The organism is Streptomyces sp. NBC_00859 (assembly GCF_045161865.1).
Lineage (GTDB): Bacteria > Actinomycetota > Actinomycetes > Streptomycetales > Streptomycetaceae > Streptomyces.
Genome location: NZ_CP108826.1, coordinates 3110005 through 3123144, shown reverse-complemented (window position 1 = coordinate 3123144; position 13140 = coordinate 3110005). Strand labels below are relative to the sequence as shown.

Below are 13140 nucleotides of genomic sequence, written 5' to 3'. Positions count from 1 at the left end.
CCTTGGTTGGGAAATCCTTCGGGAGATCTTCGTAGAGGGAATGCGACACGCCCGACCGCGTGGGTCGGAGACGAATGCAGTACCCGCCGGGTCCCAGAGCGTTACGAGAGACAGGACTACTGAGTAGCCATGGCGGGACAGAAGATCCGCATCCGGCTCAAGGCCTACGACCACGAGGTCATCGACTCTTCGGCAAAGAAGATCGTCGAGACGGTGACGCGAACTGGTGCGTCGGTCGCAGGCCCGGTGCCGCTGCCCACTGAGAAGAACGTGTACTGCGTCATCAAGTCGCCGCACAAGTACAAGGATTCTCGCGAGCACTTCGAGATGCGCACGCACAAGCGCCTCATCGACATTCTCGACCCCACGCCGAAGACGGTCGACTCGCTCATGCGTCTCGACCTGCCGGCGGGCGTCGACATCGAGATCAAGCTCTGAGGTGACGCGCGAGATGACTAAGAACATCCAGGGCGTCCTGGGCGAGAAGCTCGGCATGACCCAGGTCTGGGACGAGAACAACCGGGTTGTCCCGGTGACCGTCGTCAAGGCCGGGCCGTGCGTCGTGACGCAGGTCCGTACGAACGACATCGACGGCTACGAGTCGGTCCAGATCGCCTTCGGCGAGATCGACCCGCGCAAGGTGAACAAGCCCCTCAAGGGTCACTTCGCCAAGGCCGACGTGACTCCGCGCCGTCACATGGTGGAGCTCCGCACTCCCAACGCCAGCGAGTACACGCTGGGCCAGGAGATCACTGCCCAGGTGTTCGAGTCCGGCATCAAGGTTGATGTCACGGGCAAGAGCAAGGGCAAGGGCTTCGCCGGTGTCATGAAGCGACACAACTTCAAGGGTGGCAAGGCTTCCCACGGTGCCCACCGCGTGCACCGTAAGCCTGGCTCCATCGGTGGCTGTGCCACTCCGGGCCGTGTCTTCAAGGGCATGCGCATGGCGGGCCGCATGGGCAACGAGCGGGTCACCACCCAGAACCTGACCGTCCACGCCGTTGACGCCGAGAAGGGCCTGCTGCTCATCAAGGGCGCCGTACCCGGCCCCAACGGTGGCCTCGTCCTGGTCCGCACCGCGGCCAAGGGGGTTTGAGGAACCGATGAGCACCATTGACATCCTTTCGCCGGCAGGCGACAAGGCCGGGACCGTCGAACTCCCCTCGGAGATCTTCGACGCCAAGATCAGCATTCCGCTGATCCACCAGGTCGTTGTCGCACAGCTGGCCGCGGCCCGTCAGGGCACGCACAAGACCAAGCGTCGCGGCGAAGTCCGTGGTGGCGGTAAGAAGCCTTACCGCCAGAAGGGCACCGGCCGCGCGCGCCAGGGTTCGACCCGTGCGCCGCAGTTCGCCGGTGGTGGCGTCGTCCACGGCCCGCAGCCGCGTGACTACTCGCAGCGCACCCCGAAGAAGATGAAGGTCGCCGCCCTGCGCGGTGCCCTCACCGACCGGGCGCAGAACGCTCGCGTCCACGTCGTCTCCGGCGTGGTCGAGGGAGCTGCCTCCACGAAGGCCGCGAAGTCCCTGCTGGGCAAGGTCAGCGAGCGCAAGCACGTGCTCCTGATCGCCGAGCGTTCGGACGAGGCCGCGTGGCTCTCCGCCCGCAACCTGCCCCAGGTGCACCTCCTGGAGCCGGGCCAGCTGAACACGTACGACGTGCTCGTCTCCGACGACGTGGTCTTCACCAAGGCCGCCTTCGAGTCCTTCGTGTCTGGCCCCAAGGCCACCACTGAGACCGAAGGGACCGACGTCTGATGACTGAGACCGTCACCAGCAAGACCTTCACGGACCCGCGCGACGTCCTCGTCAAGCCGGTTGTTTCCGAGAAGAGCTACGCGCTGCTCGACGAGAACAAGTACACGTTCATCGTCGCGCCGGGCTCCAATAAGACCCAGATCAAGCAGGCCGTGGAAGCGGTCTTCTCGGTCAAGGTCACGGGAGTCAACACGATCAACCGCCAGGGCAAGCGCAAGCGCACCCGTACCGGGTTCGGAAAGCGCGCTGACACCAAGCGCGCCATCGTGACCCTTGCCGAGGGCGACCGTATCGACATCTTCGGCGGTCCGACCGCCTAACGGCGGTCTGGATCGTCCGGAATCGGACGAGGACTGAGAAATGGGAATCCGCAAGTACAAGCCGACAACGCCGGGCCGCCGTGGCTCCTCCGTTGCCGACTTTGTCGAGATCACGCGGTCCACGCCGGAGAAGTCGCTGGTTCGCCCTCTGCACAGCAAGGGCGGCCGTAACAACACCGGCCGGATCACCGTTCGTCACCAGGGTGGCGGACACAAGCGTGCCTTCCGTGTGATCGACTTCCGTCGTCACGACAAGGACGGTGTGCCGGCCAAGGTCGCGCACATCGAGTACGACCCGAACCGCACCGCGCGCATCGCGCTCCTGCACTACGCGGACGGCGAGAAGCGCTACATCCTTGCCCCGGCCAAGCTGGGCCAGGGCGACCGGGTGGAGAACGGCGCAGGTGCCGACATCAAGCCGGGCAACAACCTGCCGCTGCGCAACATCCCGGTCGGTACGACCATCCACGCCATCGAGATGCGTCCCGGTGGCGGAGCGAAGATCGCCCGTTCCGCGGGTGCTTCGGTCCAGCTGCTCGCGAAGGAAGGCGCCATGGCGCACCTTCGTATGCCGTCGGGCGAAGTCCGCCTGGTCGACATCCGCTGCCGCGCCACCATCGGCGAGGTCGGCAATGCCGAGCAGTCGAACATCAACTGGGGCAAGGCCGGCCGTATGCGCTGGAAGGGCGTCCGCCCGTCCGTCCGCGGTGTCGCGATGAACCCGGTCGACCACCCGCACGGTGGTGGTGAGGGCAAGACTTCCGGTGGTCGTCACCCGGTCAGCCCGTGGGGTCAGAAGGAGGGTCGTACTCGCTCGCCGAAGAAGGCTTCGAGCAAGTACATCGTCCGCCGCCGCAAGACGAACAAGAAGCGCTAGGAGCGGGTTTAGATGCCGCGCAGTCTCAAGAAGGGGCCTTTCGTCGACGGACACCTTGTCAAGAAGGTGGACGTACAGAACGAAGCAGGCACCAAGAACGTCATCAAGACCTGGTCCCGGCGCTCGATGATCATCCCGGACATGCTGGGACACACCATCGCGGTGCACAACGGCAAGATCCACGTCCCGGTGTTCGTCACCGAGTCGATGGTCGGCCACAAGCTCGGCGAGTTTGCGCCGACCCGCACCTTCCGCGGCCACGTCAAGGACGACCGCAAGTCGAAGCGCCGCTAAGGCGGGGTGCGAAGACTATGAACGACACCGAAGGGACAACCATGGAAGCCAGGGCCCAGGCGCGGTACATCCGCGTCACGCCCATGAAGGCCCGCCGCGTGGTGGACCTTATCCGTGGCATGGATGCCACGGAGGCTCAGGCGGTCCTGCGTTTCGCCCCGCAGGCCGCGAGCGTGCCGGTTGGCAAGGTGCTTGACAGCGCCATCGCCAACGCTGCACACAACTACGACCACACCGACGCCGGCAGCCTCGTCATCTCCGAGGCGTACGTCGACGAGGGCCCGACCCTGAAGCGGTTCCGTCCGCGCGCCCAGGGCCGTGCCTACCGGATCCGCAAGCGGACCAGCCACATCACCGTGGTCGTCAGCAGCAAGGAAGGAACCCGGTAATGGGCCAGAAGGTTAACCCGCACGGGTTCCGACTCGGCATTACCACGGACTTCAAGTCCCGTTGGTACGCCGACAAGCTGTACAAGGACTACGTCAAGGAAGACGTCGCCATTCGTCGCATGATGACGAAGGGCATGGAGCGCGCCGGTATCTCGAAGGTTGAGATCGAGCGCACCCGCGACCGCGTCCGCGTCGACATCCACACCGCTCGTCCGGGCATCGTCATCGGCCGCCGCGGCGCCGAGGCCGACCGCATCCGCGGCGAGCTGGAGAAGCTGACCGGCAAGCAGGTCCAGCTCAACATCCTTGAGGTCAAGAACCCCGAGGTGGACGCTCAGCTGGTGGCCCAGGCCGTCGCCGAGCAGCTCTCCTCGCGTGTCTCCTTCCGTCGCGCCATGCGTAAGAGCATGCAGTCGACGATGAAGGCCGGCGCCAAGGGCATCAAGATCCAGTGCGGTGGCCGTCTCGGCGGCGCCGAGATGTCCCGTTCGGAGTTCTACCGCGAGGGCCGTGTGCCGCTGCACACGCTCCGCGCGAACGTGGACTACGGCTTCTTCGAGGCCAAGACGACCTTCGGCCGTATCGGCGTGAAGGTCTGGATCTACAAGGGCAATGTCAAGAACATCGCCGAGGTCCGTGCCGAGAACGCCGCGGCCCGTGCGGGTAACCGCCCGGCCCGTGGTGGCGGCAGTGACCGTCCGGCAGCCGGCGGCCGTGGTGGCCGTGGCGGCGAGCGTGGCGGCCGCGGCCGCAAGCCGCAGCAGTCCGCGCCGGCAGCCGAGGCCCCCAAGGCCGACGCTCCCGCCGCCGCTGCTCCGGCTGAGAGCACTGGAACGGAGGCCTGACCGACATGCTGATCCCTCGTAGGGTCAAGCACCGCAAGCAGCACCACCCCAAGCGCAGTGGTATGGCGAAGGGTGGAACTGAGGTCGCATTCGGTGAGTACGGCATCCAGGCTCTGACGCCGGCGTACGTGACGAACCGCCAGATCGAGGCTGCTCGTATCGCGATGACCCGCCACATCAAGCGTGGCGGCAAGGTCTGGATCAACATCTACCCGGACCGTCCCCTCACCAAGAAGCCCGCCGAGACCCGCATGGGTTCCGGTAAGGGCTCCCCGGAGTGGTGGATCGCGAACGTCAAGCCCGGCCGGGTGATGTTCGAGCTGTCCTACCCGAACGAGAAGGTCGCTAAGGAGGCGCTCACCCGCGCCGCCCACAAGCTTCCGATGAAGTGCCGCATCGTGCGGCGCGAGGCAGGTGAGTCGTGATGGCGGCCGGTATCAAGGCGACCGAGCTGCGTGAGCTGAACGACGAGGACCTCGTCGCGAAGCTCCGTGAGGCCAAGGAAGAGCTGTTCAACCTCCGCTTCCAGGCGGCGACCGGACAGCTCGAGAACCACGGTCGGCTCAAGTCCGTCCGTAAGGACATCGCCCGGATCTACACCCTGATGCGTGAGCGCGAGCTGGGCATCGAGACGGTGGAGAGCGCCTGATGAGCGAGAAGAATGTGACTGAGACGACTGAGCAGCGCGGTTTCCGCAAGACCCGTGAGGGTCTCGTCGTCAGCGACAAGATGGACAAGACCGTCGTCGTCGCTGTCGAGGACCGCGTCAAGCACGCGCTGTACGGCAAGGTCATCCGCCGTACGAACAAGCTCAAGGCGCACGACGAGTCCAACGCCGCCGGTATCGGCGACCGCGTCGTCATCATGGAGACGCGGCCGCTCTCGGCGACGAAGCGCTGGCGCATCGTCGAGATCCTCGAGAAGGCCAAGTAAGAATCCCTGAGCTCATCGCTCAGGTCAGTTCCGCCAGGCTCGGTGGGGGATCCGCGTAAGTCACTTACGCGGCCCCCCGCCGGGAACCGGCAGACGATCAGGAGACAGACGTGATCCAGCAGGAGTCGCGACTTCGTGTCGCCGACAACACGGGTGCGAAGGAAATTCTCACCATTCGTGTTCTCGGTGGCTCGGGTCGCCGCTACGCGGGTATCGGCGACGTAATCGTCGCCACCGTCAAGGACGCGATCCCCGGTGGCAACGTGAAGAAGGGTGACGTCGTCAAGGCGGTCATCGTTCGCACCGTCAAGGAGCGTCGTCGTCAGGACGGCTCGTACATCCGCTTCGACGAGAACGCCGCCGTCATTCTGAAGAACGACGGCGACCCCCGCGGCACCCGTATCTTCGGCCCGGTGGGCCGTGAGCTGCGCGAGAAGAAGTTCATGAAGATCATCTCGCTCGCGCCGGAGGTGCTGTAAGCATGAAGATCAAGAAGGGCGACCTGGTTCAGGTCATCACCGGTAAGGACCGCGGCAAGCAGGGCAAGGTCATCGTTGCCTACCCCACGCAGAACCGTGTCCTCGTCGAGGGTGTCAACCGGGTCAAGAAGCACACCAAGGCCGGCCAGACCGCTCGTGGTTCGCAGACCGGTGGCATCGTGACGACCGAAGCCCCTGTCCACGTCAGCAATGTTCAGCTGGTTGTGGAGAAGGACGGCAAGAAGGTCGTCACCCGCGTCGGCTACCGCTTTGACGACGAGGGCAACAAGATCCGCGTTGCCAAGCGGACCGGTGAGGACATCTGATGACTGCCACCACTGCGCCGCGTCTCAAGACGCGCTACCGCGAGGAAATCGCCGGCAAGCTGCGTGAGGAGTTCTCGTACGAGAACGTCATGCAGATCCCCGGTCTCGTCAAGATCGTGGTCAACATGGGTGTGGGCGACGCCGCCCGCGACTCCAAGCTGATCGACGGTGCCATCAAGGACCTCACCACGATCACCGGTCAGAAGCCGGCCGTCACCAAGGCCCGCAAGTCGATCGCGCAGTTCAAGCTGCGCGAGGGGCAGCCGATCGGCTGCCACGTCACCCTCCGCGGTGACCGGATGTGGGAGTTCCTGGACCGTACGCTGTCGCTCGCGCTTCCGCGTATCCGTGACTTCCGTGGTCTGTCGCCGAAGCAGTTCGACGGCCGTGGCAACTACACCTTCGGTCTCACGGAGCAGGTCATGTTCCACGAGATCGACCAGGACAAGATCGACCGGGTCCGGGGCATGGACATCACCGTGGTCACCACGGCGACCAATGACGACGAGGGTCGTGCCCTCCTTCGTCACCTCGGCTTCCCGTTCAAGGAGAACTGACCGTGGCGAAGAAGTCTCTGATCGCTAAGGCCGCCCGCAAGCCGAAGTTCGGCGTCCGCGGGTACACCCGCTGCCAGCGCTGCGGCCGGCCCCACTCCGTCTACCGCAAGTTCGGCCTGTGCCGTGTGTGCCTTCGTGAGATGGCCCACCGCGGCGAGCTGCCGGGCGTGACCAAGAGCTCCTGGTAATTCCCTTTCCGGGAATTATCGGAGGCTCTCGGTAAGCATCAGGTCGGCAGAAGCCCTCCTCCGCATGCCGTAGGCTTGCGGGGTTGGGCCTCTGCCGCCCGACCGCCCGCGGGCGAAGCCCGCTGACAAAACGCTTACTACGCCGTAGGTCCCCGCACCGCACCCGTCCCGCCACTGAGTGGGGAGAGGGATGGCGCATACAGGAAACCCCGGCGAGAGAGGCCGAAGGCCAATTCATGACCATGACTGATCCCATCGCAGACATGCTCACGCGTCTGCGTAACGCAAACTCGGCGTACCACGACTCAGTCGTGATGCCGCACAGCAAGATCAAGTCGCACATCGCGGAGATCCTCCAGCAGGAGGGCTTCATCACCGGCTGGAAGACCGAGGACGCCGAGGTCGGCAAGAACCTCGTTCTCGAGCTGAAGTTCGGCCCGAACCGCGAGCGCTCGATCGCCGGCATCAAGCGGATTTCGAAGCCGGGTCTGCGTGTATACGCGAAGTCCACAAGTCTGCCGAAGGTTCTCGGCGGCCTGGGCGTGGCGATCATCTCCACGTCCTACGGCCTCCTGACCGGCCAGCAGGCAAGCAAGAAGGGCGTAGGTGGGGAAGTCCTCGCCTACGTCTGGTAGTCGGGAACGGAGGAAAAGCTCATGTCGCGAATCGGCAAGCTCCCCATCCAGGTTCCCGCCGGTGTGGACGTCACCATCGATGGCCGCACGGTCGCGGTGAAGGGCCCCAAGGGGTCCCTCTCGCACACCGTTGCAGCGCCGATCGAGGTCACCAAGGGCGAGGACGGCGTGCTCAACGTCGTCCGTCCTAACGACGAGCGTCAGAACAAGGCCCTTCACGGCCTGTCCCGCACGCTGGTGGCGAACATGATCACCGGCGTGACCACGGGATACACCAAGGCGCTCGAGATCAGCGGTGTCGGTTACCGCGTCCAGGCGAAGGGCTCCAACCTGGAGTTCGCCCTGGGCTACAGCCACTCGATCACCATCGAGGCCCCTGAGGGCATCACCTTCAAGGTCGAGTCGCCCACGAAGTTCAGCGTCGAGGGCATCGACAAGCAGAAGGTCGGCGAGGTATCGGCGAAGATCCGCAAGCTGCGGAAGCCCGACCCGTACAAGGCCAAGGGCGTCAAGTACGCCGGCGAGGTTATCCGCCGCAAGGTCGGAAAGGCGGGTAAGTAAGCCATGGCATACGGTGTAAAGATCGCCAAGGGTGACGCGTACAAGCGCGCTGCCATCAAGCGCCGCCACGTCCGTGTCCGCAAGCACGTCTCCGGCACGCCGGAGCGTCCGCGCCTGGTCGTGACGCGCTCCAACCGCAACATCGTTGCGCAGGTCATCGACGACATCGCGGGCCACACGCTCGCTTCGGCGTCGACCCTGGACACCTCGATCCGCGGTGGCGAGGGCGACAAGAGCGCCCAGGCACAGCAGGTCGGCGCGCTCGTCGCCGAGCGTGCGAAGGCCGCGGGTGTCGAGGCTGTCGTGTTCGACCGTGGTGGCAACAGGTACGCCGGGCGCATTGCCGCTCTGGCTGACGCCGCCCGCGAAGCCGGGCTGAAGTTCTAAGCCCCGGTTCCGGGACTAACGGACGTAACAGAGAGAGGTAAATCCAATGGCTGGACCCCAGCGCCGCGGAAGCGGTGCCGGTGGCGGCGAGCGGCGGGACCGGAAGGGTCGCGACGGCGCAGCCGCCGAGAAGACCGCTTACGTTGAGCGTGTAGTCGCGATCAACCGCGTTGCCAAGGTTGTCAAGGGTGGTCGTCGCTTCAGCTTCACCGCGCTCGTCGTGGTCGGAGACGGAGACGGCACCGTAGGTGTCGGATACGGCAAGGCCAAGGAAGTTCCCGCGGCCATCGCCAAGGGCGTCGAGGAAGCGAAGAAGAGCTTCTTCAAGGTCCCGCGTATCCAGGGCACCATCCCGCACCCGATCACGGGCGAGAAGGCCGCGGGCGTCGTCCTGCTCAAGCCTGCTTCCCCCGGTACCGGTGTTATCGCCGGTGGCCCGGTGCGCGCCGTTCTGGAGTGCGCCGGCGTTCACGACATCCTGTCGAAGTCGCTCGGCTCCGACAACGCGATCAACATCGTGCACGCGACCGTGGCGGCCCTCCAGGGCCTGCAGCGTCCCGAGGAGATCGCGGCCCGCCGCGGTCTGCCCCTCGAGGACGTCGCCCCCGCGGCTCTGCTCCGTGCACGTGCGGGAGCGGGTGCGTAATGGCTCGCCTCAAGATCACGCAGACGAAGTCGTACATCGGCAGCAAGCAGAACCACCGCGACACCCTGCGTTCGCTCGGGCTCAAGCGCCTGCACGACGTGGTTGTCAAGGAGGACCGCCCCGAGTTCCGCGGAATGGCTAACACCGTCCGCCACCTCGTGACGGTTGAGGAGGTCGACTGACATGGCGGAGAACAACCCGCTGAAGGTCCACAACCTCCGGCCCGCCCCGGGCGCCAAGACCGCCAAGACCCGTGTGGGTCGTGGTGAGGCGTCCAAGGGTAAGACCGCCGGTCGTGGTACCAAGGGCACGAAGGCCCGTTACCAGGTTCCGGAGCGCTTCGAGGGCGGGCAGATGCCCCTCCACATGCGTCTCCCGAAGCTGAAGGGCTTCAAGAACCCGTTCCGCACCGAGTTCCAGGTGGTCAACCTGGACAAGCTCGGTGAGCTCTACCCGCAGGGTGGGGACGTCACGGTGGCCGACCTGGTCGCCAAGGGCGCGGTACGTAAGAACAGCCTCGTCAAGGTCCTGGGCCAGGGCGAGATCTCGGTGGCGCTGACGGTTTCGGTTGACGCCGTCTCCGGCTCCGCCAAGGAGAAGATTGCCGCCGCGGGCGGCACCGTCACCGAGCTCGTCTGAGACGACTCGATGACCTGAACACCCAACCGGGGATGCCTTTTTGAAAGGGCATCCCCGGTTGGTCGTTCCTAGGGGGGCAGGGTCGCCGGTATGGTGGCGCTGCACTGTCCGTACTCGGCGTGGTGTATCCGCGCGGGCTACTGACCGCTACGCAAACCGTCCATCGTCGCATTCTCAAGACCGTCACCTCTACGCAGTCGCGCGGGGGTCGCAGGAGGCACCGTGCTCACCGCGTTCGCCCGAGCGTTCAAGACGCCCGACCTGCGCAAGAAGCTGCTGTTCACACTCGCCATCATCGTGATCTACCGGCTCGGAACGCACATCCCGATCCCCGGGGTCAGCTACTCGAACGTCCAGCAGTGTCTGGACCAGACGAAGACCAACCAGGGGCTCTTCGGCCTGGTCAACATGTTCAGTGGTGGCGCACTGTTGCAGATCACCATCTTCGCGCTCGGCATCATGCCGTACATCACGGCGAGCATCATCCTGCAGCTGCTGACCGTGGTCATCCCGCGGCTGGAAGCCCTGAAGAAGGAGGGGCAGTCCGGTCAGGCGAAGGTCACGCAGTACACGCGTTATCTGACCGTGGCGCTCGCGATCCTCCAGGGCACCGGTCTGGTGGCGACCGCCCGGACCGGCGCGCTGTTCGGCAGCTGCCCCGTGGCCAACCAGATCGTCCCCGACCAGTCGATCTTCACCACGATCACCATGGTCATCTGCATGACCGCCGGCACCTGCATGGTCATGTGGCTCGGTGAGCTCGTCACCGACCGCGGCATCGGCAACGGCATGTCGATCCTGATGTTCGTCTCCATCGCGGCCGGCTTCCCCGGCGCGCTGTGGGCCGTCAAGCAGCAGGGCAAGCTGGCGGGCGGCTGGATCGAGTTCGGCGCCGTGATCCTGGTGGGTCTGGCCATGGTCGGACTCGTCGTCTTCGTGGAGCAGGCCCAGCGGCGCATCCCCGTCCAGTACGCGAAGCGCATGATCGGCCGGAAGTCCTACGGCGGCACGTCGACGTACATCCCGCTCAAGGTGAACCAGGCCGGTGTGATTCCGGTCATCTTCGCTTCGTCGCTGCTCTATATCCCGGGCCTCATCGTGCAGTTCAGCGGTTCGACCGCCGGCTGGGCGACGTGGATCAAGGACAACCTGGTCAAGGGCGACCACCCGGCTTACATCGTCACGTACTTCCTGTTGATCGTCTTCTTCGCCTTCTTCTATGTGGCTATCTCGTTCAACCCCGAGGAAGTCGCCGACAACATGAAGAAGTATGGTGGCTTCATCCCGGGCATCCGGGCTGGCCGACCGACCGCTGAGTACTTGAGCTACGTGCTCAACCGGATCACCTGGCCGGGGTCGCTGTATCTGGGTGTGATCGCTCTTGTCCCAACGATGGCGTTGGTGGGCTTCGGCGCGAACCAGAACTTCCCGTTCGGCGGGACGAGCATCCTGATCATCGTGGGTGTGGGTCTGGAGACCGTGAAGCAGATCGAGAGCCAGCTCCAGCAGCGTAATTACGAAGGGTTCCTCCGCTGATGCGTATCGTCCTCGTCGGACCGCCCGGGGCGGGCAAGGGAACGCAGGCTGCGTACCTTGCCAAGAACCTGGTGATCCCGCACATCTCCACGGGCGACCTCTTCCGTGCCAACATCAGTCAGGGCACGGAGCTGGGCAAGCAGGCCAAGGCACTGATGGATGCCGGCGAGCTGGTCCCCGACGAGGTCACCATCGGGATGGCGCAGGAGCGGATGTCCCAGCCCGACGCCGAGGGCGGTTTCCTCCTCGACGGTTTCCCGCGCAATGTCGCCCAGGCCCAGGCACTCGACGAGTGGCTGAGCGGCGAGGGACAGAAGCTGGACGCGGTGCTGGACCTCGAGGTCCCCGAGGACGAAGTAGTGAAGCGGATCGCAGGACGGCGTATCTGCCGTAATGATTCGAGTCATGTGTTCCATGTCGAGTACAGCCGCCCCGAGCGTGAGGGCGTCTGCGACATCTGCGGCGGCGAGCTCTACCAGCGCGGTGACGACACCGAGGAGACGGTGCGTACCCGGCTGGAGGTCTACCACACGCAGACCGAGCCGATCATCGACCACTACAAGGCCCAGGGCCTGGTGTCGACGATTTCCGCGCTCGGCAAGGTCACCGAGGTGACCAAGAGGGCCATGGAGGCCCTGCAGGCCGACAAGGTCTGACAAGCAGCACGTGTATACACGGCCGCGGTGTCCCCGGGACACCGCGGCCGTACTGTTGGGCACAGAGACCGGTTCGATGCGGAAGGCGAATTTCGATGGTGGAGATCAAGACTCCCGAGCAGATCGCGAAGATGCGCGAGGCGGGGCTTGTCGTCGCCGCGATCCACGCCGCTACCCGTGAGGCGGCGGTGCCCGGGTCCACCACGCACGACCTGGACCAGGTGGCCCGCAAGGTCCTCGCCGACCACAACGCCAAGCCGAACTTCCTCGGCTACGGCGGTTTCCCCGCGACGATCTGCACGTCCGTGAACGAGGTCGTGGTCCACGGCATCCCGGACGAGAAGACCGTCCTCAAGGACGGCGACATCATCTCGATCGACTGCGGCGCGATCATCGACGGCTGGCACGGCGACGCGGCGTACACCGCGTTCGTCGGCACGGGGCACGCCCCCGAGCTGGTCGAGCTCTCCCGGGTGACCGAGGAGTCGATGTGGGCCGGGATCGCCGCCATGAAGAAGGGCGGCAGGCTCGCCGAGGTGTCGAAGGCGATCGAGGGCTACATCCGGCGTCAGCCCCGTCCGTCCTCGGGCAAGTACGGGATCATCGAGGACTACGGCGGCCACGGCATCGGCTCAGAGATGCACATGGACCCGCATCTGCTGAACTACGTCGACAAGCGGCGTCTCATCGGCCGGCACAATCCGAAGCTGGTCCCCGGTTTCTGCCTGGCGATCGAGCCGATGGTGTCGCTCGGTACCCCCCGCACCCAGGTGCTGGAGGACGACTGGACCGTCATCACGACCGACGGGACCTGGTCCTCGCACTGGGAGCACTCGATCGCACTGACCGAGCAGGGGCTCATCGTGCTGACGGCGCCGGACGGCGGCAAGGCGAAACTGGCCGAGCTGGGAGTGACGACCGCCCCGGATCCACTCGGCTGAGTGCCGGCGGAGTGTGCGGCCGAGTGGCTTAAGGATCTTGACAGCAGGGCATCCTTCCCGGATTCGTCTTTATGGAAGCCCTGACGTAGACTGACTCGTCGGCTCGCGTATACCCGTGTGTCTGCATGCATGTCATGCCGACACACGTGCTGTACGGAGCCGATCAAGGTAGCC

24 protein-coding genes are annotated in these 13140 nt (G+C 65.2%); all 24 read left to right on the top strand.

Translation table 11 applies throughout. From position 1 onward, the window contains the following. The first annotated feature begins 129 nt into the window (after positions 1-129). The 24 genes from rpsJ (at position 130) to map (ending at position 12966) form a co-directional block, all read left to right on the top strand. Positions 130-438 (top strand): 30S ribosomal protein S10, encoded by a 309-nt coding sequence (gene rpsJ / locus OG584_RS13340; protein ID WP_003948644.1) that lies wholly within the window; start codon positions 130-132, stop codon positions 436-438. Positions 439-451: 13 nt separating this feature from the next. Further along, a complete protein-coding gene (rplC, locus tag OG584_RS13335) occupies positions 452-1096 on the top strand; it encodes a 50S ribosomal protein L3 (RefSeq protein ID WP_405778050.1) in 645 nt (214 codons plus the stop codon). 7 nt (positions 1097-1103) lie between these two features. Further along, entirely contained in the window at positions 1104-1757 is a 654-nt protein-coding gene (gene rplD / locus OG584_RS13330; RefSeq protein WP_328319114.1) for a 50S ribosomal protein L4, read from the top strand. Then, positions 1757-2077 carry a 50S ribosomal protein L23 gene (gene rplW / locus OG584_RS13325; protein WP_328319115.1) on the top strand — a complete coding sequence of 107 codons (321 nt, stop codon included), beginning with the start codon at positions 1757-1759 and terminating at the stop codon, positions 2075-2077. Before rplD ends, rplW begins: the two co-directional genes overlap by 1 nt. A gap of 40 nt (positions 2078-2117) precedes the next feature. Further along, the gene (gene rplB, locus OG584_RS13320) at positions 2118-2954 is read left to right on the top strand and encodes a 50S ribosomal protein L2 (protein WP_164264445.1); all 837 of its coding nucleotides are present in this window, start codon (positions 2118-2120) and stop codon (positions 2952-2954) included. Positions 2955-2966: 12 nt separating this feature from the next. Further along, the gene (gene rpsS / locus OG584_RS13315) at positions 2967-3248 is read left to right on the top strand and encodes a 30S ribosomal protein S19 (protein WP_164264446.1); all 282 of its coding nucleotides are present in this window, start codon (positions 2967-2969) and stop codon (positions 3246-3248) included. Between the two features lie 41 nt (positions 3249-3289). After that, a complete protein-coding gene (gene rplV / locus OG584_RS13310) occupies positions 3290-3637 on the top strand; it encodes a 50S ribosomal protein L22 (protein ID WP_006604878.1) in 348 nt (115 codons plus the stop codon). Then, positions 3637-4482: a 30S ribosomal protein S3 gene (gene rpsC / locus OG584_RS13305; RefSeq protein ID WP_266854264.1), complete on the top strand. Its 846-nt coding sequence runs from the start codon at positions 3637-3639 to the stop codon at positions 4480-4482. The genes rplV and rpsC overlap by 1 nt, the downstream gene beginning before the upstream one ends. Positions 4483-4487: 5 nt before the next feature. Then, positions 4488-4907 (top strand): 50S ribosomal protein L16, encoded by a 420-nt coding sequence (gene rplP / locus OG584_RS13300; protein ID WP_164264448.1) that lies wholly within the window; start codon positions 4488-4490, stop codon positions 4905-4907. Further along, positions 4907-5131, top strand: a complete 225-nt coding sequence (gene rpmC / locus OG584_RS13295) for a 50S ribosomal protein L29 (protein ID WP_030368408.1) — start codon at positions 4907-4909, stop codon at positions 5129-5131. Before rplP ends, rpmC begins: the two co-directional genes overlap by 1 nt. Beyond that, positions 5131-5415 (top strand): 30S ribosomal protein S17, encoded by a 285-nt coding sequence (gene rpsQ, locus OG584_RS13290; protein ID WP_356828832.1) that lies wholly within the window; start codon positions 5131-5133, stop codon positions 5413-5415. Before rpmC ends, rpsQ begins: the two co-directional genes overlap by 1 nt. A 110-nt stretch (positions 5416-5525) precedes the next feature. Further along, positions 5526-5894 carry a 50S ribosomal protein L14 gene (gene rplN, locus OG584_RS13285; protein ID WP_003966950.1) on the top strand — a complete coding sequence of 123 codons (369 nt, stop codon included), beginning with the start codon at positions 5526-5528 and terminating at the stop codon, positions 5892-5894. A 2-nt stretch (positions 5895-5896) separates the two neighbouring features. Further along, positions 5897-6220, top strand: a complete 324-nt coding sequence (gene rplX / locus OG584_RS13280) for a 50S ribosomal protein L24 (RefSeq protein WP_164264450.1) — start codon at positions 5897-5899, stop codon at positions 6218-6220. After that, positions 6220-6777, top strand: coding sequence for a 50S ribosomal protein L5 (gene rplE, locus OG584_RS13275; protein WP_164264451.1), 558 nt, complete (start codon positions 6220-6222; stop codon positions 6775-6777). The genes rplX and rplE overlap by 1 nt, the downstream gene beginning before the upstream one ends. 2 nt (positions 6778-6779) lie before the next feature. Next, positions 6780-6965 (top strand): type Z 30S ribosomal protein S14, encoded by a 186-nt coding sequence (locus tag OG584_RS13270; RefSeq protein ID WP_024491590.1) that lies wholly within the window; start codon positions 6780-6782, stop codon positions 6963-6965. 236 nt (positions 6966-7201) lie between these two features. Further along, on the top strand, positions 7202-7600 hold the full coding sequence (gene rpsH / locus OG584_RS13265) for a 30S ribosomal protein S8 (RefSeq protein WP_266854257.1): 399 nt from the start codon (positions 7202-7204) through the stop codon (positions 7598-7600). A 21-nt stretch (positions 7601-7621) separates the two neighbouring features. Further along, complete coding sequence (gene rplF, locus OG584_RS13260; protein ID WP_266854255.1) at positions 7622-8161, top strand: 50S ribosomal protein L6; 540 nt, start codon at positions 7622-7624, stop codon at positions 8159-8161. Between the two features lie 3 nt (positions 8162-8164). Then, positions 8165-8548 (top strand): 50S ribosomal protein L18, encoded by a 384-nt coding sequence (gene rplR / locus OG584_RS13255; RefSeq protein ID WP_164264454.1) that lies wholly within the window; start codon positions 8165-8167, stop codon positions 8546-8548. A gap of 46 nt (positions 8549-8594) precedes the next feature. Continuing rightward, positions 8595-9194, top strand: coding sequence for a 30S ribosomal protein S5 (gene rpsE / locus OG584_RS13250; protein ID WP_405778049.1), 600 nt, complete (start codon positions 8595-8597; stop codon positions 9192-9194). Beyond that, positions 9194-9376 carry a 50S ribosomal protein L30 gene (gene rpmD, locus OG584_RS13245; protein WP_024491595.1) on the top strand — a complete coding sequence of 61 codons (183 nt, stop codon included), beginning with the start codon at positions 9194-9196 and terminating at the stop codon, positions 9374-9376. The genes rpsE and rpmD overlap by 1 nt, the downstream gene beginning before the upstream one ends. Before the next feature lies 1 nt (position 9377). Next, positions 9378-9833, top strand: coding sequence for a 50S ribosomal protein L15 (gene rplO / locus OG584_RS13240; protein ID WP_164264456.1), 456 nt, complete (start codon positions 9378-9380; stop codon positions 9831-9833). A 222-nt stretch (positions 9834-10055) separates the two neighbouring features. After that, on the top strand, positions 10056-11369 hold the full coding sequence (secY, locus tag OG584_RS13235; RefSeq protein ID WP_405778048.1) for a preprotein translocase subunit SecY: 1314 nt from the start codon (positions 10056-10058) through the stop codon (positions 11367-11369). Then, entirely contained in the window at positions 11369-12025 is a 657-nt protein-coding gene (locus OG584_RS13230; protein ID WP_405778047.1) for an adenylate kinase, read from the top strand. Before secY ends, OG584_RS13230 begins: the two co-directional genes overlap by 1 nt. 95 nt (positions 12026-12120) lie before the next feature. Continuing rightward, positions 12121-12966, top strand: a complete 846-nt coding sequence (gene map, locus OG584_RS13225; protein ID WP_405778046.1) for a type I methionyl aminopeptidase — start codon at positions 12121-12123, stop codon at positions 12964-12966. Positions 12967-13140 lie beyond the last annotated feature (174 nt).